Genomic DNA, 21,937 nt, shown 5'->3' with positions numbered 1-21,937 from the left:
CGTAGGCGTCACAAGAGGTCGTGACTTTAATCTGATCACAAGGCAAAAAGTGCACCGTAATCCCGCAGGTATCACCGCCATTTTGATAATAGGGCACTGGCACCACCTGACTATGTTGGCGTTTCTGGGCATTGATTTTTTCCACGATTTCCGGTACCGACATTTTCTGATAAATGGCAAATTGGCGGCTTCTCGACAGCAACGCCAGCCGGGGCTCCAGGGTCACGGCGTAATGGCTTTCATCCCGCGAGGTGGACAGCAGTTTAAATTCGCTGATCACCCCGTAGATTGTGCGCAACGGCGCTGGCGGTATCACCGGCATGCCCCGCATCCCCGGATTAATCGCGGGTGATGTCAGGGTAAACGCGGCGTCCCGCATCAGCATCTGCGCCGGTTTGATATCTTTCTCCGGGCTGGTGAATTCAATAACGTAACGAAAAGGCTGGCTTAAGCCTTCCTGCCCGCTAAACGCCACCACATCCAGCGGCGCGGTATTTTTCCAGACTTTCAGTTTGTAACGGCTGTGATCAAAGATGATCGCCGGGGTGGTGTTGTTCATCATTTTCTCCCACTGGCTTCCCGGTCGCTTCGGGTACGATGCTGCCCATAGCTGTATACCGAGGCCCATAAGGTCATGGTTTGTTTTAGTGGTTTCCATCGCGACGCCTACGGCATCCGGCATCCGGCATCTAAAGAGTCCGACACCCTTTGCAATCGCTGGCAGGAGACGGCATTCAGGGTTGAACGGAAATAAAACCCAATAAATATTCAAGAGTCAGTCATAATAAATCCAGAAAACAACAAATCAGATCAGGTATTTCCCAACCGGATGTTAACCGGGGTATAAATAATTAATCGGGCTATTCATACTTTATCAACTAATCGATTAATCAATGGAATGAACTATTACTGAATAATCCGATTCTCCTAATGGGTGCATATAGAAATCAACTCTTTTTTTATCAAATAGCACAATATGTTAAATACCAAATAAATATAAAAGCTGATACAAGAAGATAAATTACATAATATTTAAATAAAACATAAAAAGATGACATTTATTTACATAAAATGAAAAAACTCACTTATTCTTATATAATTAGGATAATCAATTCCCAATAAAAACGTTATGTTCATGTTATTATTAAGTTAATTGCATTATATCCTTCACAGCTAAGGTCATTTTCAAGTCCGCAATCGAATACATAAAACAATAGTAAGGAAGAATAATTCTCATTCATAATATGCGAATGAGAATATATTCAGTGATCCTGGGGAATGCCACCGCTACAGAGATCTATGAACGAATAAATCCCGGTTATTCATTCTATGCTTAATAGTCAGGATAGTTCAGTCAGTGAAAACTGAATAAGAAAAATTTTATTAGTTGGTGTGGTTATTATGTGAATCTATCTACTCTGAAATATTATCCCCTTTGCCCAATACCTTTTTAATTATCGTCATTGTCTCCAGCACATTGCTATCCATTCAACCATACTGCCACACAGCCCTATTCATTCGAACCTGTGTAGTAATAACGCCATCTTCTATTACTCCTGATCAGAAAATGGCTTAACCCTCACCCCCGATGATGTTTCCCAGCATAACGCCATTTACGGAAAACCTATTTTGCACATTATCGACATCTCTATTCTAATTATGGTTCATCAAAAATTTTCCCTACTTCATTTAAATTCTGGAACTCACTTGTTATTCCAGTCGCTTTTGCCTGAATCGAGCATAAAACATCCTGACGACTAAAAATCGAAGCTTGTAAAAGTGCTGTTTGTTGTAATGACGCATAAACACCATGATCACGACTGTAAAGCATGGACCGTTTAACTCCGTTAATAGCAATCGGAGACCGATCCGCTATACGTCGGGCAGTCGCTAAAGCCCCCTCGATCAATGTCTCCGCAGAAGGGAAGAGTTTTACCACAAGTCCTAAATTATGAGCCTGAGCGGCATTCAGTGTATCTCCTGTGAGTGCAAGATAACGTGCCATACCACCAGGGATCAGATGTTGCAGACGCTGAAGGATACCTAAGTCAGCCATCATACCGATATTGGTTTCCTCTATGCGAAATTTTGCATTTTCAGAAGCAAAACAAAAATCACATGCAGAAATTAAGTCAAATCCTGCACCGAGGCATGCTCCTTGTACTGCGGCAATGACCGGGAAGCGAGCACGTTCCAATACATTTATCGCCTCCTGCATTTGTAATAAGCTAAACTGCATCGCTTCCCGCTCATTAGGATTAGTCGTATGGGTTTCTTTGCTGGAGGCGAAAATTTGCAAGTCAAGCCCACCACAGAATGCGCTGCCTTGCGCAGAGATCACCATTGCCCGCACCTCTCCTGAGCGACTGAGTTGCTCTATCGCCTCTGGAAATAGTTTCCAGAACGCCAGCGCCAGGCTGTTTGCCTTTTCGGGACGACTGAGCTGCAAATGAGCGACTCCGTTGTCAACGGTGATGTTAAAATACTCGTTGGATTGATCAATTAGCATAGAAGACTCCTCTTACCAGTTTGAATCTGAGCCTAGAATTCAATCTGAGTATTGTCAAGATGCTTATCTACAATAAGATTCAGTTAACAAATTTGTTTTAAGCGAAACCCTAGACTTATGTATGTGGAATGTTTTCATGTAAGATACGTCCCTATAACTCAATAGACACAAAATGGCTTCGATGTGGTGGTGTTTATTTATAAGAATTTTTAACTAAAATTATTTCGGAGAATATCATCCCCTTATGGAATAGGATTTCTTTGATTAAAATGTTACTCAATCGTTTTGTTTTTTTACATTCAGATGAAAATTACCCACCTACTAAAGAGAAAATTTGAAATAATTGGTTTTCATGACAAAAATTTATTCTCTTTCTAAAAAACTTTGTGTAATACTTATATGGCTACTTGGAGATTAACTTAAATCTAGAGGGTATTATAATGAATCGTACTAAAATTGTACTGGGTGCAGTAGTTCTGGCTTCTACTCTGTTGGCTGGTTGTTCAAGCACTGCTAAAGTTGACCAACTGTCTTCTGACATTCAAACTCTGAATGCAAAAGTTGATCAACTGAGCAATGACGTGAATGCAGTTCGTACTGACATTCAAGCCGCTAAAGACGATGCAGCTCGTGCAAATCAGCGTCTGGATAACCAAGTTCGTTCCTACAAAAAATAATTTTTTGTAATAAAGTACAAAAACAGCGCACAGGTTATCTGTGCGCTGTTTTTTTATCATGAAGCTCTGTCAGAAAAATATTCGCTGACCTCCCTGCCTGCAATAAAATATTAATTTTCCTGATAGATTGGCCCAGGCTGATATAATGGAGGTAATTTGAACGATTCAGATACACCTTCATTGACTTCTTGTTCTGCATCTTTAGCACCGTCTTCCATCGGCACTCTATTTTCTTCCCGCAAATCCTGTTGTATTTCAAGCTGTGTATTTTCACTTACCAGCACCGGTATACCAGAACGGCGTACAATAGCTTGTTCAACAATATTTTTATCTGTCTTGCTATCATCAATGAATTTGTTCAAGCCTGCTGATCGAACAATCTGTAATGTCTGTGGATCATCTCCCTCTTTTTTAGACAACGGCTGATGGACTTCAATATAACGTTTACCATCCGGCTCGACAGAATATTTAACAGCTTCATTGATAATCTGTACTCTGGTTCCACGGGAAACCGTATTAAACACCGCTTCAATATCATCAGGACGCAGACGGATACAACCCGAACTCACCCGCATACCAATGCCAAAATCAGCATTTGTGCCATGAATCAAGTATTCTCCGCGCCCAGCGGCTAAACGCAATGCAAATGCCCCCATTGGGTTTTCCGGGCCAGCAGGAACAACCGCAGGTAAGATAATCCCCCGTTCAGCATAATGCTTACGGATATTCTTAGTCGGCGTCCAGGTTGGATCTTTAATTAGCTGGCTTACCGATGTTGTCATCACGGGTGTGTTACGACCAAGCTGTCCAATGCCAATTGGGTAAACGATGACTTTGTTTTTTCCTTTAGGGAAATAGTAAAGTCTTAGTTCAGCAAGGTTAATCACAATCCCCTGCCTTGGTGTATCAGGCAACAACATTTGTGATGGAATAATCAGTTCAGAACCCGGAGCAGGCAAATAAGGATCGGTACCGGGATTAGCTTCCAGCATTGCCAGTAATCCAATTTTATATTCGGCGGCAATGGCCTCCAGAGGACGTCCGTCATCTGGCACAACAAATGTTGTATTTTCGCCAATTAAACGACTATTGGCAGGCGGCAAGGTATATTCTGTAGCGCTGACGGTATTAGTCAGCGCACTTAATAATAACATGCCGATAAACGTTAAAACTCGTTTCATGCTCGCTTCCTGGAATGACTTCTGAATGTTATCGGATAAATTAAGCGCGAAAGGTTGAAGCCTTATTCACCTGTCGCGGCCGTGTATATTACCAGCCACAAAAGAAACACGTAAGGCTGCCGCTTAAACCATTTTACTTGCCGTATTGCGGATGGCATATATCATCGCATGCAGCCCCTGTGTCCGTGATGGTGTTAAATGTTGCTCCAGAGAAAGTTTTGCAAAATATTCAGCCACATCCAAATCCAGAATCTCCTGAGGCGTCTTGTCCTGAAAAAGAATAAAAACCATCGCAACCAGCCCTTTCACGATAGCGGCATCACTGTCTCCAACAAATTCCACTTTGCTTTGGTCATTCTTCCTCAGCAAAATCCATACCTGACTCTGACAACCGGCAATTAAATGCCCAGGTTGACGTTGTTCGTCAGTCAGTGGGGACAACCTCGCCCCCAGTTCAATCATATAGAGATATTTTTCTTCCCAATTTTGGCAGCGGGAAAAATTACGTAACAATCTATTTTGGTCGGGCAAACTTGCCATGACTTTTTCCTTTATCACTCTTTCGATCTATGACCGTCTCAACCAAGCAGTTTTTCTATCCTCTGCAATGCAGCAACAAGAGCATCAATCTCTTCTTGCGTAGTATAAATCGCCAGTGATGCCCTGCACATACTGGGAACATGATAATGTTCCATCAGCGGAAGTGCGCAATGATGCCCAGTACGAATCGCGATTCCATATTGATCAAGGAAACTTCCCACATCATAAGCATGATGGCGGCCAAGGTTGAAAGCGATAACCCCCTGACGTCGCTCAGGCCCATATAATTTCAGTGAGCTGACCTCTTTCAGCCGGGTCATTGCATAATCCATCAGCGCCTGTTCATGTTGCTGAATTTTATCCAGCCCCAGTGAAGTGACATAATCAACTGCGGCGCCAAGCCCAATAATTCCCGCTATATTCGGCGTCCCCGCTTCAAACCGCCATGGTGGTTCCGCATAGGTTATCCCTTTTTGCAGGCTGACGTGTTTGATCATTGCTCCGCCGCCTTCCCAAGGCGGCATGGCGTCCAGAAGGGATTTACGCCCATAAAGCACGCCAATTCCTGTTGGTCCGTATAATTTATGGCTGGAAAAAACATAGAAATCGCAACCCAGATCCTGCACATCAACTTTCTTATGCATAATGGCCTGCGCGCCATCAACCAGAATATGTAACTGACCTCCCTGCTCATCAGCCACTCTTCTTGCCTGTTGTATAATTTCACGTACAGGGTTCACTGTGCCGAGCACATTAGACAGGTGAGTAAAAGAAAGTAATTTAGTACGTGAATCAATCAAGGATGGTAAAACCGATTGATCCAACTCGCCGGTTTCATTCAGTGGCCATACTCTAATTTCAAATCCAATTTGTTCCGCCAGCATATACCACGGAACAATATTGGCGTGATGTTCCATTTCAGTGATCACAATATTATCGCCACTATTGATAAATTTGCGGCCATAACTGTTAGCTACCAGATTAATCCCTTCCGTCGTACCTTTGACGAAAACAATCTCTTCATCACTTTGAGCATGGATGAATTGCGCCATCTGGCGGCGCACATTTTCAACCATACGAGTAGCCGCAGAACTGAGAGTATGAATTCCCCGGTGAACCGCCGCATACTGATGTAAACAGAATTCACTTTCTCGTTCGATAACCGAAACCGGTTTTTGAGCACTGGCGGCGCTATCAAGATAAACCAGCGGATGCCCATTGACCTGCTGAGTGAGTACCGGGAAATCCTGTCGCACCTTTTTTACAGAGAAGGTCATTTTTTCACTCCCGCTAAACGCTGTTTAATCTGTTTCATAACAACGGTTTTCAGGGCTTCATCTTCAATAGACTCAGTAAGTTCGGCAGCAAAAGCAAATATGATCATATGTTGCGCATCACACCGGCTGATACCGCGTGATTGCAGATAGAACAGTTGTTCTTCATCTATCCGGCCAACGGTCGCACCATGACTGCACTTCACATCATCCGCGTAAATTTCCAGTTGTGGTTTGGTATCCACTTCCGCCCGTTTACCTAATAACAAATTGTTATTGGTCATTTTCCCATCGGTTTTCAGTGCATGAGGCGCCACTTTGATCATGCCGTTAAATACCGCTTTACTCTGATCCATCACAATTGTTTTATGTAACTGGCGGCTTTCACAATGGCCCTTATTATGTTCCAGATAGGTACGGGTATCAGCGACCTCTTTTCCTTGCGGCAACAACAAGCTGTTCAACGACAGATCCGCCCCTTCACCGTTAAGCTGAACGCTAGTGTTGTGTCGACCAAGCCCGGCACCTAACAGAAAACTGGTGCCCTTCACCCGGGCATCACGGCCAACCACAATATCGTTATGTGCAAAGTGGTAACTTGCACTATTCTCAACGCCCAGTTTTATATGGGTTAAGCTGGCGTTATCCCCCACTTCTGCTGTCAACCGGCTGCCTGTCATATGGGGTTGCTGCTCATCAGTACTAACGAAATGTTCAATCACTCTGGCACCGGCATTCGCACCCACAGTAATGTGATAGCGGTAATGGCTGGTATTTAGTGCTTCACCACAATAACCACTGGTTATGTTCAACAAATAAAGGGGTTTTTCCGCAACTTGCCCGGCATTTAATGTTATGACCAAAGGCTGTTGAGCAAGGCTTTCTGTCAAATGTAGAAAAATCTCACTCTGGATCGGCGCCGGAAGCCTACTTTTGTTATCCAATAAACTCAACTGATACGGTCCAAATTCACAAGAACTTAGCAAAGGAGAAAAACAACCATCCACCATAACGATACGCCAGCAATCCATCGGAATCGCCAGTTGTTCACATTGTGCTACTGTCAATTCCCAAGTTTTTCCACTGTATTGCTGACTTAACAGTTGTTCCAGCGAAGTATAGCGCCAATCTTCATGTCTGAATTGAGGAAACCGGGTTTTAGTCACTTGCTGCCAATGCAGACTGGCATGAGATGAATCATCACCATGACGGCAATGATACAAATCAGCGAAACGCGCTAAAGCTTGCTGATTACGCTCCGCAATCTGACGCGTCTTCTCGGTTTTTTCACTGTTGGTCAATAAGCCAGCCATAGCCTTGCTCCTCCAACTTTTTCGCCAGACTGAAATCACCGGATCTAATAATCCGCCCCTGATAAAGCACATGAACAAAATCAGGTTTCACGTAATCCAAAATACGTTGGTAGTGGGTCACAATAATGAATGAGCGGTTTGGATCACGCAGGGAATTCACACCATTAGCAACAATTTTCAGGGCGTCAATATCCAGCCCTGAATCTGTTTCATCCAAAATACAGAGTGTCGGCTCCAGCGCGGCCATTTGTAGAATATCATTACGTTTTTTCTCACCACCGGAAAAACCAACATTGACTGAACGTGTCAGTAAGTCTTGCGGCATATTCAGCAGTTCTATTTTTTCTTCGATAAAATCGGCGAAATCAAAGCGATCCAGCGGCTCCTGATGACGATATTCACGGATAGCGTTCACTGCCGTTTGCAGGAAAAATTGATTACTGACGCCCGGAATTTCCACCGGATATTGAAAAGCCAGGAAAATCCCCTCACCAGCCCGCTTTTCCGGTTCAAATTCAAGTAAATTTTTTCCTTTAAAGATGACTTCACCATTATCAATTTCATACTCTTCACGGCCAGCTAATGTTGCCGATAATGTACTTTTACCGGAACCATTCGGCCCCATAATGGCATGAACTTCACCCGGTTTAACTTCAAGATTTAATCCTTTCAGGATTTCATTACCTTCAACACTGACTCGTAAGTTTTTAACACTTAACATATTACATGCCTTCGAACGGCTTAACGTTCTGTCATAAAAATGGGAAACAGGGAGAACTCACCCGACGCTATGTTCAAGGCTAATTGCCAGTAATTTCTGCGCTTCAACGGCAAACTCAAGGGGAAGTTCAGAGAACACATCCTTACAGAAACCATTAACGATCATTGAAATCGCATCATCTTCACTAATGCCGCGTTGCAGGCAATAGAACAATTGATCTTCACCAATGCGGGAAGTTGTCGCCTCATGCTCCAATTGCGCAGTGTTGTTCTGTACTTCTACATAAGGAAATGTATGCGCGCCACATTCGGTACCAATCAGCATGGAGTCACATTGGGTATAATTACGGGCATTTTCCGCTCCCGGCAATATTTTTACCAACCCGCGATAACTGTTCTGGCTACGGCCGGCAGAAATACCTTTTGAAATAATGGTTGATTTGGTGTTACGGCCAATATGGATCATTTTGGTGCCGGTATCTGCCTGTTGAGTGCCATTAGTGAGGGCAACAGAGAAGAATTCGCCAATCGAGTTATCCCCTTTCAGGATCACGCTCGGATATTTCCAGGTAATTGCTGAACCCGTTTCTGATTGCGTCCAGGACATTTTGGCATGCTCACCTTCACACAATGCTCTTTTAGTCACAAAGTTAAGAATTCCCCCCTCACTGTCACCGCCTGAAAACCAGTTCTGTACCGTGGAGTATTTTACTTCAGCATCTTTATGGATAATCACTTCCACAACAGCAGCGTGCAGTTGATAACTGTCACGTACAGGTGCAGAGCATCCCTCTATATAGCTGACATAACTGCCCTCATCAGCAATCAAAATGGTGCGCTCAAATTGACCGGTTTTTGCCGCGTTGATACGAAAATAGGTGGAAAGCTCCATCGGGCACCTGACCCCTTTTGGCACATAAACAAAAGTACCATCAGAAGCCACTGCGGCATTCAACGCGGCAAAGAAGTTATCATGACTTGCAACCACACTGCCGAGATATTGACGGACTAACTCAGGGTATTCCTGTATTGCCTCGCTGAATGAGCAAAAAATAATGCCTTCTTTCGCTAATTTATCCCGATAGGTTGTTGAGACAGAAACTGAATCAAAAATAGCATCTACTGCAACAGCTTCACCTTCCCGCACAGGAACACCCAACTTATCAAATGCTTCCTCAATCTCTGCCGTCAAATAATTATTCGTTTGCTCTGCACCCGTTGTCTGCAAAGCACCGGATTGCGAACTGCAACTATCATTACAGGCACCGCATGAAGGCGCTGAATAATAGCTATAGTCCTGGTAATCAAGATTAGGGTAATTCGCCTTCAACCAGTGCGGCTCTTCCATTCCCAGCCAATGACGATAAGCCTCCAGCCGAAACGCCAGCATCCATTCAGGCTCATTGCGTTTTGCGGAAATTGCCCGCACAACATCCTCACTCAATCCCTTAGCCAACTCATCCGTCGCTACCTGAGTGAAAAAACCCTCTTTATAACGATGATCGCTGAGCCAGGTCTGCACGTCATCGCCGATTTCTACATTGCTCTGAGACATATATTGGTACACTTATATACCAAAGCTTTCACCACACCCACAGGCATGTTGAGCTTTTGGATTATTGAATTTAAATATCTGATTTAAACCTTCACGAACAAAATCAACTTCAGTTCCATCGATAAATGGCATGGCTTTTAGAGGAACATACAGACATGCACCTTCATTTTCATACAGTAAATCATCAGGCGCCGGATCGTTAACCATCTCAAACACGTAGCCAAAGCCCGCACATCCTGTCTGCTTAACCCCCAGATATAACCCTTTACTTTGTGGATTCTGCTGCATCAATTTCAGGATCTGTGCTGCGGCTTTCTCTGTGATGGTGATTCCTTGCCATGCAATTTCATTCAGAGAGAAGGTTTCAACACTATTTGTCATAGTTGACCTCATATTTTTCTTTAGCAATTTTTTGCCGCTGTTATCGGAGCATGCTCCTGACCACATAATGGTAATGATAACCCCTATCACTTCAACCATTTGTTTTAAGAGGATATACCTTAAATAGGTTAAATTTCACCCAAATACAATGAGTTATGTTCATCGCATATGAAAATATATTTTTAATTCTTTGTTTTATATGAATATTATGAAGGGCTCGACTAATAAGTGCAATTTTTCAAAAGGTCTTTATCTGTAACGACGCAAAGCGCTATACCCCGGAAATGGAAAAACTCATACGCTGGTACTGGGGCCACACCGACCAGCGCACCTGGGACACTATTGCAAATAGCGGCTCAGAGTAAATCTTTCCGCTAAAGCTCTACCTTAGATCCCAAAAATGTAGTTCACCAAGCCACGGCACTGCTATCAGGCATACTCAACATCCAAAAGTACTACCGAGTCTTTTGGAATATTTGCCACAGCAACCGTCCAAGATATTCCAATATTGGTTTTTACTGGGAATATTTTTAGATTTTCACTCACTACCGGACTTGGCCTTATATTGTCCAACTGACCTCCTTCGGTAATAATATAAGCAGTGGCATACTTAGGCTTTCGTGGATCTTGAATTATGGCATTGTGACTGGAAAAACTATATCTATTATATTCAGGGTTGGTGGGTTTTGGACTGTGTTTATCATCTATCTCTTTTTTAATATTGTTACTATACATCTTTTTAGGATTTTTTCCGCCAAACCATTTATCAATACTGTATTGATCTTGAATATTATCAACATCCCGATTTGTATCCAAGTAATATTGCCTATATTTTTTTGACTGATATTTTTCGTTGAGGAAGTCTTTATCAATAAAATAAGTTGATACTAATAATTTCTTTCTTCGAGGCGATGAATGGGGTTCACTAGACCCGAGCAATTCAACATACCCATATTTAGCATTTCCAAATTGTATGTCAATTTTAGATATATAATATGGCGTTTCAAACATTAAGTTGAATAAATAAAATGCTTGCGCGGAATAGGTGTATCTATTTTCATCATTAAAAATACCTAGTGTGCCGCCATCAGCTCTGTAGTAAAACGCTTTATCCACATCTCTATATACCATAAATATTAAAGATTGTATAATAAATGCAGCATTCTTTGCTGATTGCATTTTATTCTGTGTTCCATGATTTGTATATGGAGTCATTCCCCACTCTGTTATATAACTTTTAACATGATTCAATCCCAATACATCAAGCAGGCTTCTGTTGAGCTGGGCTGATGCCGCAACCTGAATAGGATCGGCTTGGTCGTGAAGGTAAAGATGCCAGGAATAAAAATCTAGCGGGAATGAGTTGGCTTTACATGCTTTTAAAAAACCTTGTCCATAGGGACTGTCTGTATCCTGCCCGGCTGCTATAGATGGACCTCCGACCAACACATTCGGTGCTACCTTTTTGATTTCGCGTGCGACAATACCATAAAATTCGTAATAAACGTTTGGGTCTGAATTGGCAAAGAACATTCCCAAATCAGGCTCATTCCATATTTGATAATACATTACCGGGCCTTTCATTCCAATATTCATGTAGTTAACTGAATACCGCTTTACTAATTCCGCCGCCAGCATGGCATAAATTTGAAAATTTTCTGGTGGGTTTGCACTTCCCAATAATGACCTACCTATTCGACACATCACTTCTCTCTTGAGATAAGGATTGGAGTTCCTTTCATTGTTGATGATTTTTCTAAAATAAGCATCTGTCGGTTCGTAATTTGCCTGTGAAACAGCCTCTTCAAAACTATTATTCTTCATTCCATTTCTGGCATTTGGAAAGATAGACCTCTTATTTGCCAAATCGGCGTAAACTTTTCGGCCATGCTCTTTTTTATCTTCTGGTACCATTAATAAAAGTTGATATTTCCAATTTTCTAAATTATCATGAGTGCCATTATCGATATCCCCTGGGCCATACAGATCATGCGCTCGGATAGAAGGAATCCCCATTTCGTTAAATTGGTCTTCAAGATCAGGATATCCGGGGGCTATAGATATAGGAGAGCCATTTACTCCGTGCACAGGTTTCATTAATTTATACAATGTAAATACCTCGATATAGTGATTGTTATATTTCCATTGGTCACGGACAGAGCGTACACGTAGTATGTTAGGGTTCCAATGCCCTGCACAAGACCAACATAGCAAATAAAATAGCTATTCAGATGAGCTATTAGAGCTTAAAAACACATCCGTATTACCCTCCCGCAATTGTCAACAGCAATAGATTGCTGATTAAGATCGACAGTAGACATTTTGCTTCTCCTTAAATTTTAAGGTCTAGTCATATTAGCTTGATTCCAATTCATTAAAAAATACTTCACCACCAACAGTATTATCCGCCCTGATATCAGCTTTGGTCCGAGCGGTTCTCGACTGCAACAATCTTAATTTGAGTGCTTCCAATACTTTCATACTCATTCATTGAGATAACCACGGCAACTGGCTTTCCGTTTTTATTGATCTGGATTGGAGCGCATTGCGTTTTTAGTAACATGTTACCAAATTAAGTTTTTGCTTCATTACCAAAAAGTGTATCCATTGATTAGTACCTTGTTAAATACCGTTCGATTCGTTCAGTAGGTTGGCGGCGACTTTTCCACCTTTGTTACAGGGCGAGATCTCATATTTTTAGCATGGATATTATGGGTAAAAACCAGAGCGGGAACTGATTTTTTATGAAACTTTTCATCAACTAAAATGATCTGGTCATCATCTTTTATAAAAAAGTGATTTTCGGTGATAACTATTTTTAACTATATCAATGATATACCTGATCCATGCTCTGACACTAATAAAAAACATGCATTAATGAATGTTATTTTTCTGGTCTTTGCGGCTGTTCTCAGTGGCGCTTCTGGCTGGAAATCCATTCAAGAGTTTGGGGAGCTGCAATTTAAGTGGCTTCAACAGCACGCTAGCTCAGGCACTTCATATCGTCAATGGGTGTCTGGTTTTATTAGACCATATGGACGTCCCCGGTTGTGCAAGCATGAATTGATGCGGTTTGCGACCATATATCGGGCGTCATAATGAACTCACTTGTTGAAAATGCAACTACAGTTTTAGAATTTTAGATCACGTATCTCATTGGATTTAAAACCCGTAAATTATAAAAATCATATATAAAATCTATCAAAGCAGGTTAGTTAAATGTAAAAAAACGCAATTAAGCGGCTAGATATAAATAAAATGACGGGATAGCAATTAAGAGTTGGTGATCGGGCGCTTGAGAGCCATGTTCAACAACAAGAGATAGCGGGGATTGCTCCCCGCCGTTGCTCTTACCTGGTTTCGTAATCCATGAAAACAGTAACCTCCGTTTGGCCGCTTCGGATGCGAACCTCACAGAGATCCTCCCTCATGACCAGCACAACCGCTAAAGCGGCAATACAAATAACGATGGCGATAAATATCGCTTTTTGCTGTTTCATGGTTAGCGTCTCCTTGCCTTTCGGCGCGTAAGAGGCTAATCTTATGTTGCTAAGCATAAGGATAGGCCTCGGGTTGATTGAAAGATCACTCGGGGCTTTCTTCTATCTGCTCCAGCACGCCAGAGACAGATAGTCTCAAGCGCCCGCCCAGAATATACCAAAGTTAAATACCTATATCTATAGGAAATGACACAAATTAAAACCACTGAAATTTTAGCACTAATTAATATATCCCAGATTTTATAGATTTGAATAAAAGGGAATTTTTATCTATTTCGATATTAATCCTTTTAATATAATTCACCATATCCATTCCACTCGACATTTAAATTAATCATATATATCAGTAAATTACATAATCAATGATATTATGAAAATATAAATAAAATCTATAATCAGGGAGATTCTCACAACTAAATTTAATACATAGAAAAATAACTTTTTCACTTAATGAGTAGGTTATTAATCCATAGAAAAATAACCTACTTTTATTTTATCCAGGCAACACTGAAGTAGTTAACCGGGAAGTACAACACAGGTGTTGACGTTCATCAAAAATATCGATTCTCCATACCTGGTGATTGCGGCCAATATGTAGGGGCTTACACACTCCTTTAACTTCACCACTGCGAACAGACCGAATATGATTGGCATTGATTTCCAACCCAACAACTTTTTTCTCACCTTCGGAACAGAGATACCCAGCCAAAGAACCGAGTGATTCTGCCAATACAACAGATGCCCCGCCATGTAATAAACCAAATGGCTGACGGGTACGATGGTCAACTGGCATTGTGCCTTCAATAAAATCATCACCGATATGCGTGATTTTTATGCCCAGATGGCCCATCATACATTGACTATTTACTTGATTCAGGCTATCCAGTCCAATATCACGTTTCCAAATCATGGGATTATCTCCAATAAAGCTTGCAACGGATGCTTAAGTACTTGCCCTTCTACCCGCTTAACCTGACTGCGGCAGGAATAACCGGAACTCAAGCAACGCTCCAAAGGTAATTTCTGCAAGGCAGGTTGCCAGGATAATTTATAGATACCAATAGAGTGTTTTATGTTTTTGTTTTCATGACCATATGTTCCAGCCATGCCACAGCAGCCTACACTGATATTATCCAGCTGACTACCCAACCGCTGGAAAATTTTTTCCCACTGTTTACTACTGCCTGGTAGCATAGTCACTTCCGTACAATGTCCAAACAGATACCATTTATCACCAGACACAGCCTGATTACTCTTTTTCTCCGGTAAGGTGTTGATCAGCCATTCGTGAACAAGCTGAACCTCAAACTTACCACGCTGCTCTCCGAGAATTTCTTTGTATTCATCCCGATAGCACAGTACCAATGCAGGATCGACACCGACCATAGGGATACCCAGCTCAAATACCCGATTGAGAAAATCTGACGTTTTTTTGGCCGTTTTAGCAAAGCGGGATAAAAAACCTTTGATATGTTGGGCCTTACCGTTAGGGGAAAATGGCAGCAATACCGGCTTATATCCCAATTTTTCCACCAGACAGGCAAAATCAGCTACTACTTTCGCATCGTAATAACTGGTGAACGGATCCTGAACAATCAACACATGCCCGTTACGATGAGACTGAGCCATTTTTTCAAGCTGCTCCAGTGTGGTCGAAAGCGCATAATGACCGGCAAGCTGTTGGTGCAGCGTCGGACTGGATAACAAGGGGAGATCCGCCATCCCGACAGTCCGGCGGCTCAATTCCTGCACCCACGGCTGTTTCAAGAAGAAATTAAATACCCTCGGCGCCTTAGCCATTAATGGCGTACTACTTTCCGCACCTGCCACAATATAATCACGCACAGGACGGAGATAGCGACCGTGATATAACTCAAGAAAACGTGCACGGAATGATGGCACATCAATTTTTATCGGACACTGTGTTGAGCAGGCTTTACATGCCAAACAACCGGACATCGCCTCTTTTACTTCATGGGAAAAGTCATACTCTCCACGCCATGCTTGCCAACTATTACGCGTCTTCTCAATCAGGCCACGTAGGCTTGGCCGTTTTTGTTCCAATCCCTGCTTCAACAATTCCGGATCCATGCCCTGTTCAGTCAAAAGCCGAAGCCATTCACGCACTAATGTCGCCCGCCCTTTCGGTGAATGGATACGCTGCCGGCTAATTTTCATTGATGGGCACATCGGGCTTTTCACATCGAAATTAAAACACAACCCATTACCATTACATTCCATCGCACCACGGAATGTATTTCTTACATTGACCGGAATTGTCCGGTCATAAGTCCCCCGCTTGACGGCATCAACTTTCATCATTGGCGCATCAACACCAATCGGTGGGCAGATTTTACCCGGATTCAAGCGGTTATCCGGGTCAAAAGACGCCTTAATCCGGCGCAACTCCTCATACAAAATGCTACCGAAAAATTCCGGACTATATTCAGCACGAAAACCTTTACCATGTTCTCCCCACAACAAACCACCATAACGAGCGGTAAGACTGACAATTTCATCAGAAATTTGTTTCATCAGTATCTCTTGCTGCGGATCACACATATCCAGTGCTGGCCGAACGTGCAACACACCGGCATCTACATGGCCAAACATACCATAATTCAACTGATAGCTATCCAGTAATTGGCGGAATTCAGCAATATAATCAGCAAGATGCTGTGGAGGCACACACGTATCTTCCACAAAGGGGATCGGTTTCGCCACACCTTTACTGTTACCCAGTAATCCAACCGATTTCTTGCGCATTGCATAAATACGCTCAATATCAGCCAGCTCCCGACAAATCTGGTAGCCAATAACTCCCTGACGGCCTTCAATCAGTTCGTCAAGGCGCTGACAAAGCATGTCTACCTGCTGGTCTATCAATTGTTGATCATCACCACTGAATTCAACAATATTCAATCCCTGCATATCCTTGCCGGGAATATCGGTGATCAATTCTTTCACTGAATGCCAGACAATATCCTCACGCGCTAAATTCAGAACTTTTGAATCCACGGTTTCAACAGATAAAGCTTTTGCATTCACCATAAAAGGCGCGTTACGCAATGCTGAATCAAATGAATCATATTTTACGTTCACCAACCGCCGGACTTTCGGCAATGGTGTAATATTCAGAACCGCTTCGGTAATAAAAGCCAGCGTTCCTTCTGAACCGGTCAATATACGACCCAAGTCAAACTTCTGCATATCATCACTGAAAACATGACGCAAATCATAACCTGTCAGAAAGCGATTGAGTTTGGGGAATTTTTCAACGATAAGTTCACGCCGCTCACGGCAGCAGTTAAGTACGGTGTTATAGACACGGCCTGTAACAGAATCTTCCCGAGCAATTGATTCCGCCTGTGCTATGTCCATTGAGCGGGTATCAAGTAATTCGCCACCTAATAAAACTGCCCGTAAACCAAGAACATGATCGGATGTTTTACCATATACCAGAGAACCCTGACCGGAAGCATCGGTATTAATCATTCCGCCCAATGTTGCACGGTTACTGGTTGAAAGCTCAGGTGAAAAGAAATAACCATATGGGCGCAAATATTGATTCAATTGATCTTTAATTACGCCCGCTTCAACTCTGACCCATCCCTGCTCCGGATTAATCTCAAGGATACGATTCATATAACGGGACATATCCACCACGATACCCTCATTAAGAGCCTGACCATTTGTGCCAGTACCGCCTCCGCGCGGGGTGAATGTCAAATTCTGATATTTTTTTTCACCTGCGACACGGGCCAGTAAAACCACATCGGCGCCTGATCGAGGAAAAACGACAGCCTGCGGTAAGAGTTGGTAAATACTGTTATCTGTCGCCATCGTCAGGCGATCTGCATAGCTGCTTGCGGTATCTCCGGTAAATCCTTGTTCTTTGAGTGTATCTAAAAATTCCTGTGCCACCTCACTAACGTGAGGTGCTTGTAATATGCGTGGGATCATTATCGTTTTGACCCTTTTAAAATGAGTGTCCACATTGCTTCATTTATACTATCTTTGAATTGATGCCCGAGTCAGTCGTAACCATTAACCACCGTTAACTGACTTGTCTGAGAAGGCAAACGGTTACCTTATCATAATATTCACCTATTTTGAGTAACCTGTAGATAACATCCTATTTATTCATTATCTTTAACGCCACTAAATTCCTTAGAGAAATTAACTTATGGACAAATCTCAACCGTATTATGATCTACCAAAACTATTGTTTACTTTAATTTTTCTTTCACTCTTAATTGTTACCAGTTTCTGGGTGATGAAACCGTTTATCCTTGGTTTTGTCTGGGCAGGAATGGTGGTTATCGCCACCTGGCCTTTACTGGAAAAAATACAAAACAGTTTATGGGGTAAACGGTGGATTGCAGTTTCTATCATGACGTTATTATTAATTCTGTTGTTTGTGATCCCCATCGCATTACTGGTCAGTAGCTTATTGGAAAACAGCGGGCCATTAATTCAGTGGGCTAAATCCCCGGCTAATTTTCAAATGCCGGCAATGACCTGGCTGGACAGCATTCCGCTGGTTGGCAATAAACTTTACAGCGGCTGGAATTCACTGATTACTGATGGTGGAAATGTACTGATTGCTAAAGTCCAGCCCTATGTCGGAGAGGCGGCAACCTGGTTCTTTACTCAGGCAGCCAATGCCGGGCGTTTCGTTTTCCATCTTGGCTTGATGGTGCTATTCAGCGTGCTCCTATATCTGAAAGGCGAACAGGTGACAATGAGTATTCGCCATTTTGCCGTTCGCCTGGCAGATAAACGCGGAGATGCCGCCATCCTGCTGGCGGCACAATCCATCCGCGCTGTCGCGCTCGGCGTCGTCGTTACTGCGCTGGTTCAAGCCATTATCGGTGGTCTTGGCCTAGCTGTTTCAGGGATCCCTTATGCTACGTTGTTGACAGTACTTATGTTTGTCTGTTGCGTTGCCCAGCTTGGTCCATTGTTGATTTTAGTGCCGGCTGTCGCCTGGCTTTACTGGACAGGTGATACAACCTGGGGCACCGTACTATTGGTTTGGAGCTGCATAGTGACAACAATGGATGGATTTCTTCGTCCATTTTTAATCCGTTTAGGCGCTGATTTACCGATGGCTCTGATATTAACCGGCGTTATTGGCGGAATACTCTCATTTGGCATGATTGGCTTATTTATCGGACCGGTTGTATTAGCCGTTGCTTATCGTTTATTAATTGCCTGGATGAACGAAGTCCCAGCACCTGAAAATGATTTAGCAGAAACTGAAAAATATCTGGAAAAAGAATTTTCAGAATAATTTGTATGATAATTAATTCTGTCTCACATAGCGAAAGAAGGTTAACTCTTTCGCTAAACCATAATCTTAAAAACTAATCATTCATTTGAAATACTCATTTGTTTTTATTTGTTAGATATAATTATTGTAACGATAATGTTAAAAAAAGGTTAAATTTGGTTTTTTATAGCCATAAATAATCCGAAAATTAGGACAATTCTTAATGAATAAACTATTTAACTAAATTAATATAAGCGGGCTGTAAACGAGACGTTTATTTCTCCTTTTGATGGTTCTATTTATTAGAAACGCGTATATTGCTGTGTGTAGTCCTTGCCTATCACGCCCATGGTAGGCTTTTTTTTTACTATTTTTATCTCCTTATTCTGTGGCGTTGTAATCCGTTACTTTATCCATTAAAAAACCCGCCATTTATTCTGACGGGCCTTTAGTTTCAATTGCGTATTATTCTCAGTTAACTCTCTTTCGCTAATCCCAACCAAGTTTTCACCACGGTATCTGGGTTCAATGACAAGCTATCAATTCCCTCTTCCATCAACCAATGAGCAAAATCCTGATGGTCTGAAGGCCCCTGCCCGCAAATTCCCACATATTTGTTTTGCCGCTTAGCCGCCTGGATAGCTAATGAGAGCATAGCTTTGACCGCATCATTGCGCTCATCAAATAACTCAGATACCACGCCGGAATCTCGGTCCAAGCCAAGAGTAAGTTGAGTCATATCATTAGAACCAATAGAAAAGCCATCAAAGTGTTCAAGGAACTGTTCCGCCAGAATTGCATTAGACGGAATCTCACACATCATAATGACTTTCAATCCGTTCTCACCACGCTTCAACCCTTGTGACGCTAATTCAGCAATAACCGCTTCAGCCTGAGCGACAGTACGCACGAACGGGATCATAATTTCGACGTTGGTCAGCCCCATATCATTACGTACACGCTTAACCGCTTCACACTCCAACGCAAAACAGCCGCGGAAACTGTCAGAGACATAACGCCCCGCACCACGGAAGCCCAACATCGGGTTCTCTTCATCAGGTTCGTAAATGTCACCACCAACCAGATTGGCATATTCATTGGATTTAAAATCAGACAGACGAACAATAACCCGCTTCGGCCAGAACGCAGCCGCCAGTGTTGCGATCCCTTCAGTCAGGCGTCCAACATAGAACTCAACCGGATTATCATAACCCGACATCAGAGATTTTATCTCTTGCTGCAATTCCGGCGTTTGCTGATCAAACTCCAGTAATGCACGAGGATGTACGCCAATCATTCGGTTAATAATAAACTCCAAACGGGCAAGACCAACACCTTCATTTGGCAAGCAGGCAAAATCAAATGCGCGGTCAGGATTACCCACATTCAGCATAATTTTCACATCAAGCTCTGGTAATTGATCGACCTGAGAACTTTGTACAATGAAATCCAGTTGATTTTGATAAACAAAACCCGTATCGCCTTCCGCACAAGAAACCGTCACCGGTTGATTTTCTTTCAGGCGTTCCGTTGCATCACCACATCCAACAACTGCGGGAATGCCCAATTCACGGGCAATAATCGCTGCATGACAAGTCCGACCGCCACGATTAGTCACAATCGCAGCCGCCTTTTTCATAATCGGCTCCCAATCCGGATCAGTCATATCAGTGACCAGAACATCACCCGGCCGGATACGATCCATTTCATTTAAGTTATGAATAACTTTTACTGTGCCCGCACCAATACGATGACCAATGGCGCGCCCTTCCACCAATACCTGACCTTGTTCATTCAGTTGATAGCGTTCCATAACCTGATGGTTTGAGCGGACAGTCTCAGGACGCGCCTGAACAATATATAACTTGCCATTATGACCATCTTTTGCCCATTCAATATCCATTGGCCGGCCATAATGTTTTTCAATCAACAGCGCCTGACGGGCTAACTCTTCAACTTCTTCATCAACTAAAGAGAAACGATTGCGTTGTACTTCCGGCACATCTTCGATACATACCTGCTTACCATGCTCTTTATTATCAGCGTAGATCATACGCAGTTTTTTAGAACCCAAATTGCGGCGAACAATAGCGGGTTTACCCTTATTCAGCGTTGGCTTATGAACATAGAATTCATCCGGGTTCACCGCCCCCTGAACAACCATCTCACCCAATCCGTAAGCAGAAGTAATAAAGACAACCTGATCAAATCCTGATTCAGTATCAATAGTGAACATCACACCGGAAGAGGCGAGATCAGAACGCACCATACGCTGTACACCGGCTGATAACGCAACCCCCCGATGGTCATATCCCTGATGGACACGATAAGAAATAGCCCGGTCATTAAACAGTGAAGCAAACACATGTTTGATGGCAATCATCACAGCATCAATGCCTTGTACGTTCAGAAAAGTTTCCTGCTGCCCGGCAAAAGAAGCATCCGGCATATCTTCAGCCGTTGCCGAAGAACGTACGGCAAAAGAAGCTTCCAGCTGCCCTTCAGACAACTGTCGATAAGCATCCTGAATATCTTTTTCCAATTGAGGCGTCAATGGTGTATCAATCACCCATTGACGAATTTGTGCACCCGCTTTGACCAGTTGATTCACATCATCAACATCAGTTTCATCCAGCAAGCTATAAATACGCTGATTGACGCCACTTTGCTCCAGGAAATCATTAAATGCCTGTGCGGTAGTCGCGAAACCATTCGGGACAGAAACCCCCAATTCTGACAGGTTAGTGATCATTTCTCCCAGGGAGGCGTTTTTACCACCAACCCGGTCAACATCATGCATACCTAATTGGTTATACCAAAGCACATTACACGGGGGGAGGTTATTGTTGGGCATTAAAACAATCCTTTTAACATTCGTGAGGTACAAGTCGGAAAATTGGCACTGCATTTTCAGCAGTCATAAATAGACTAACACAATGTTTTGGCACACATAGAAAGGTGAATCGATCAACCCAACACATTATTTTTTTCTCAGGTATACTTTGCAGAAAA

15 protein-coding genes and 3 pseudogenes are annotated in these 21,937 nt (G+C 42.8%); 3 read left to right on the top strand and 15 right to left on the bottom strand.

Going from position 1 to position 21,937, the window contains the following annotated elements; genetic code table 11:
* On the bottom strand, nucleotides 1–559 hold a 559-nt coding region (locus ABR397_RS17435; protein ID WP_350306877.1), incomplete at its 3' end, for a contractile injection system protein, VgrG/Pvc8 family.
* A gap of 1,098 nt (nucleotides 560–1,657) precedes the next feature.
* A complete protein-coding gene (locus tag ABR397_RS17430; RefSeq protein WP_350306876.1) occupies nucleotides 1,658–2,509 on the bottom strand; it encodes an enoyl-CoA hydratase-related protein in 852 nt (283 codons plus the stop codon).
* Between the two features lie 440 nt (nucleotides 2,510–2,949).
* Here ABR397_RS17430 and ABR397_RS17425 point away from each other — a divergent pair, with 440 nt between their 5' ends.
* Nucleotides 2,950–3,186 carry a major outer membrane lipoprotein gene (locus ABR397_RS17425; RefSeq protein WP_021325622.1) on the top strand — a complete coding sequence of 79 codons (237 nt, stop codon included), beginning with the start codon at nucleotides 2,950–2,952 and terminating at the stop codon, nucleotides 3,184–3,186.
* A gap of 272 nt (nucleotides 3,187–3,458) precedes the next feature.
* Here the strand turns inward: ABR397_RS17425 and ABR397_RS17420 are convergent.
* From ABR397_RS17420 to ABR397_RS17380, 9 genes and pseudogenes are all read right to left on the bottom strand, one after another.
* A pseudogene (locus tag ABR397_RS17420) lies at nucleotides 3,459–4,367 on the bottom strand (L,D-transpeptidase family protein); the annotation flags it as partial.
* Nucleotides 4,368–4,490: 123 nt separating this feature from the next.
* Complete coding sequence (gene sufE / locus ABR397_RS17415; RefSeq protein ID WP_350306874.1) at nucleotides 4,491–4,907, bottom strand: cysteine desulfuration protein SufE; 417 nt, start codon at nucleotides 4,905–4,907, stop codon at nucleotides 4,491–4,493.
* 38 nt (nucleotides 4,908–4,945) lie between these two features.
* Entirely contained in the window at nucleotides 4,946–6,184 is a 1,239-nt protein-coding gene (gene sufS / locus ABR397_RS17410; RefSeq protein WP_350306873.1) for a cysteine desulfurase SufS, read from the bottom strand.
* Nucleotides 6,181–7,494, bottom strand: coding sequence for a Fe-S cluster assembly protein SufD (gene sufD / locus ABR397_RS17405; protein ID WP_350306872.1), 1,314 nt, complete (start codon nucleotides 7,492–7,494; stop codon nucleotides 6,181–6,183). Before sufD ends, sufS begins: the two co-directional genes overlap by 4 nt.
* Complete coding sequence (sufC, locus tag ABR397_RS17400; protein ID WP_350306871.1) at nucleotides 7,469–8,215, bottom strand: Fe-S cluster assembly ATPase SufC; 747 nt, start codon at nucleotides 8,213–8,215, stop codon at nucleotides 7,469–7,471. The genes sufD and sufC overlap by 26 nt, the downstream gene beginning before the upstream one ends.
* Before the next feature lie 57 nt (nucleotides 8,216–8,272).
* Nucleotides 8,273–9,769 (bottom strand): Fe-S cluster assembly protein SufB, encoded by a 1,497-nt coding sequence (gene sufB / locus ABR397_RS17395; protein WP_350306870.1) that lies wholly within the window; start codon nucleotides 9,767–9,769, stop codon nucleotides 8,273–8,275.
* Between the two features lie 12 nt (nucleotides 9,770–9,781).
* Nucleotides 9,782–10,150 (bottom strand): Fe-S cluster assembly scaffold SufA, encoded by a 369-nt coding sequence (gene sufA / locus ABR397_RS17390; RefSeq protein WP_350306869.1) that lies wholly within the window; start codon nucleotides 10,148–10,150, stop codon nucleotides 9,782–9,784.
* A 429-nt stretch (nucleotides 10,151–10,579) separates the two neighbouring features.
* A complete protein-coding gene (locus ABR397_RS17385) occupies nucleotides 10,580–12,259 on the bottom strand; it encodes a GH39 family glycosyl hydrolase (protein WP_350306868.1) in 1,680 nt (559 codons plus the stop codon).
* 246 nt (nucleotides 12,260–12,505) lie between these two features.
* Nucleotides 12,506–12,713: pseudogene (locus ABR397_RS17380) on the bottom strand (type II toxin-antitoxin system Phd/YefM family antitoxin).
* A gap of 245 nt (nucleotides 12,714–12,958) precedes the next feature.
* Between ABR397_RS17380 and ABR397_RS17375 the strand changes: the two are divergent.
* Nucleotides 12,959–13,180 (top strand): annotated as a pseudogene (locus tag ABR397_RS17375) (transposase family protein); the annotation flags it as partial.
* A 320-nt stretch (nucleotides 13,181–13,500) separates the two neighbouring features.
* Here the strand turns inward: ABR397_RS17375 and ABR397_RS17370 are convergent.
* The 3 genes from ABR397_RS17370 to ydiJ all read right to left on the bottom strand — a co-directional run bounded on the left by ABR397_RS17370 (nucleotide 13,501) and on the right by ydiJ (nucleotide 17,613).
* Nucleotides 13,501–13,650 (bottom strand): Hok/Gef family protein, encoded by a 150-nt coding sequence (locus ABR397_RS17370; RefSeq protein ID WP_350306867.1) that lies wholly within the window; start codon nucleotides 13,648–13,650, stop codon nucleotides 13,501–13,503.
* Between the two features lie 493 nt (nucleotides 13,651–14,143).
* Nucleotides 14,144–14,560, bottom strand: a complete 417-nt coding sequence (gene menI / locus ABR397_RS17365; protein WP_350306866.1) for a 1,4-dihydroxy-2-naphthoyl-CoA hydrolase — start codon at nucleotides 14,558–14,560, stop codon at nucleotides 14,144–14,146.
* On the bottom strand, nucleotides 14,557–17,613 hold the full coding sequence (ydiJ, locus tag ABR397_RS17360; RefSeq protein WP_350306865.1) for a D-2-hydroxyglutarate dehydrogenase YdiJ: 3,057 nt from the start codon (nucleotides 17,611–17,613) through the stop codon (nucleotides 14,557–14,559). Before ydiJ ends, menI begins: the two co-directional genes overlap by 4 nt.
* Before the next feature lie 223 nt (nucleotides 17,614–17,836).
* Between ydiJ and ydiK the strand changes: the two genes are divergently transcribed.
* On the top strand, nucleotides 17,837–18,946 hold the full coding sequence (gene ydiK, locus ABR397_RS17355; protein ID WP_350306864.1) for an AI-2E family transporter YdiK: 1,110 nt from the start codon (nucleotides 17,837–17,839) through the stop codon (nucleotides 18,944–18,946).
* Nucleotides 18,947–19,400: 454 nt separating this feature from the next.
* Here the strand turns inward: ydiK and ppsA are convergent, their stop codons facing one another.
* On the bottom strand, nucleotides 19,401–21,779 hold the full coding sequence (ppsA, locus tag ABR397_RS17350) for a phosphoenolpyruvate synthase (RefSeq protein ID WP_350306863.1): 2,379 nt from the start codon (nucleotides 21,777–21,779) through the stop codon (nucleotides 19,401–19,403).
* Nucleotides 21,780–21,937 lie beyond the last annotated feature (158 nt).

Origin of the sequence: Photorhabdus viridis (assembly GCF_040256935.1) — a bacterium.
GTDB classification, from domain to species: domain Bacteria; phylum Pseudomonadota; class Gammaproteobacteria; order Enterobacterales; family Enterobacteriaceae; genus Photorhabdus; species Photorhabdus viridis.
Note: the sequence above shows the minus strand (reverse complement) of the source record. Positions and strands in the feature narration are given on the sequence as shown.

Coding starts and splice junctions, on each gene's coding strand:
- sufC (WP_350306871.1), bottom strand. CDS start 8,215: ATGTTAAGTGTTAAAAACTTACGAGTCAGTGTTGAAGGTAATGAAATC.
- sufB (WP_350306870.1), bottom strand. CDS start 9,769: ATGTCTCAGAGCAATGTAGAAATCGGCGATGACGTGCAGACCTGGCTC.
- menI (WP_350306866.1), bottom strand. CDS start 14,560: ATGATTTGGAAACGTGATATTGGACTGGATAGCCTGAATCAAGTAAAT.
- sufD (WP_350306872.1), bottom strand. CDS start 7,494: ATGGCTGGCTTATTGACCAACAGTGAAAAAACCGAGAAGACGCGTCAG.
- ydiK (WP_350306864.1), top strand. CDS start 17,837: ATGGACAAATCTCAACCGTATTATGATCTACCAAAACTATTGTTTACT.
- ABR397_RS17425 (WP_021325622.1), top strand. CDS start 2,950: ATGAATCGTACTAAAATTGTACTGGGTGCAGTAGTTCTGGCTTCTACT.
- sufE (WP_350306874.1), bottom strand. CDS start 4,907: ATGGCAAGTTTGCCCGACCAAAATAGATTGTTACGTAATTTTTCCCGC.
- ABR397_RS17370 (WP_350306867.1), bottom strand. CDS start 13,650: ATGAAACAGCAAAAAGCGATATTTATCGCCATCGTTATTTGTATTGCC.
- ydiJ (WP_350306865.1), bottom strand. CDS start 17,613: ATGATCCCACGCATATTACAAGCACCTCACGTTAGTGAGGTGGCACAG.
- ABR397_RS17430 (WP_350306876.1), bottom strand. CDS start 2,509: ATGCTAATTGATCAATCCAACGAGTATTTTAACATCACCGTTGACAAC.
- ppsA (WP_350306863.1), bottom strand. CDS start 21,779: ATGCCCAACAATAACCTCCCCCCGTGTAATGTGCTTTGGTATAACCAA.
- sufS (WP_350306873.1), bottom strand. CDS start 6,184: ATGACCTTCTCTGTAAAAAAGGTGCGACAGGATTTCCCGGTACTCACT.
- sufA (WP_350306869.1), bottom strand. CDS start 10,150: ATGACAAATAGTGTTGAAACCTTCTCTCTGAATGAAATTGCATGGCAA.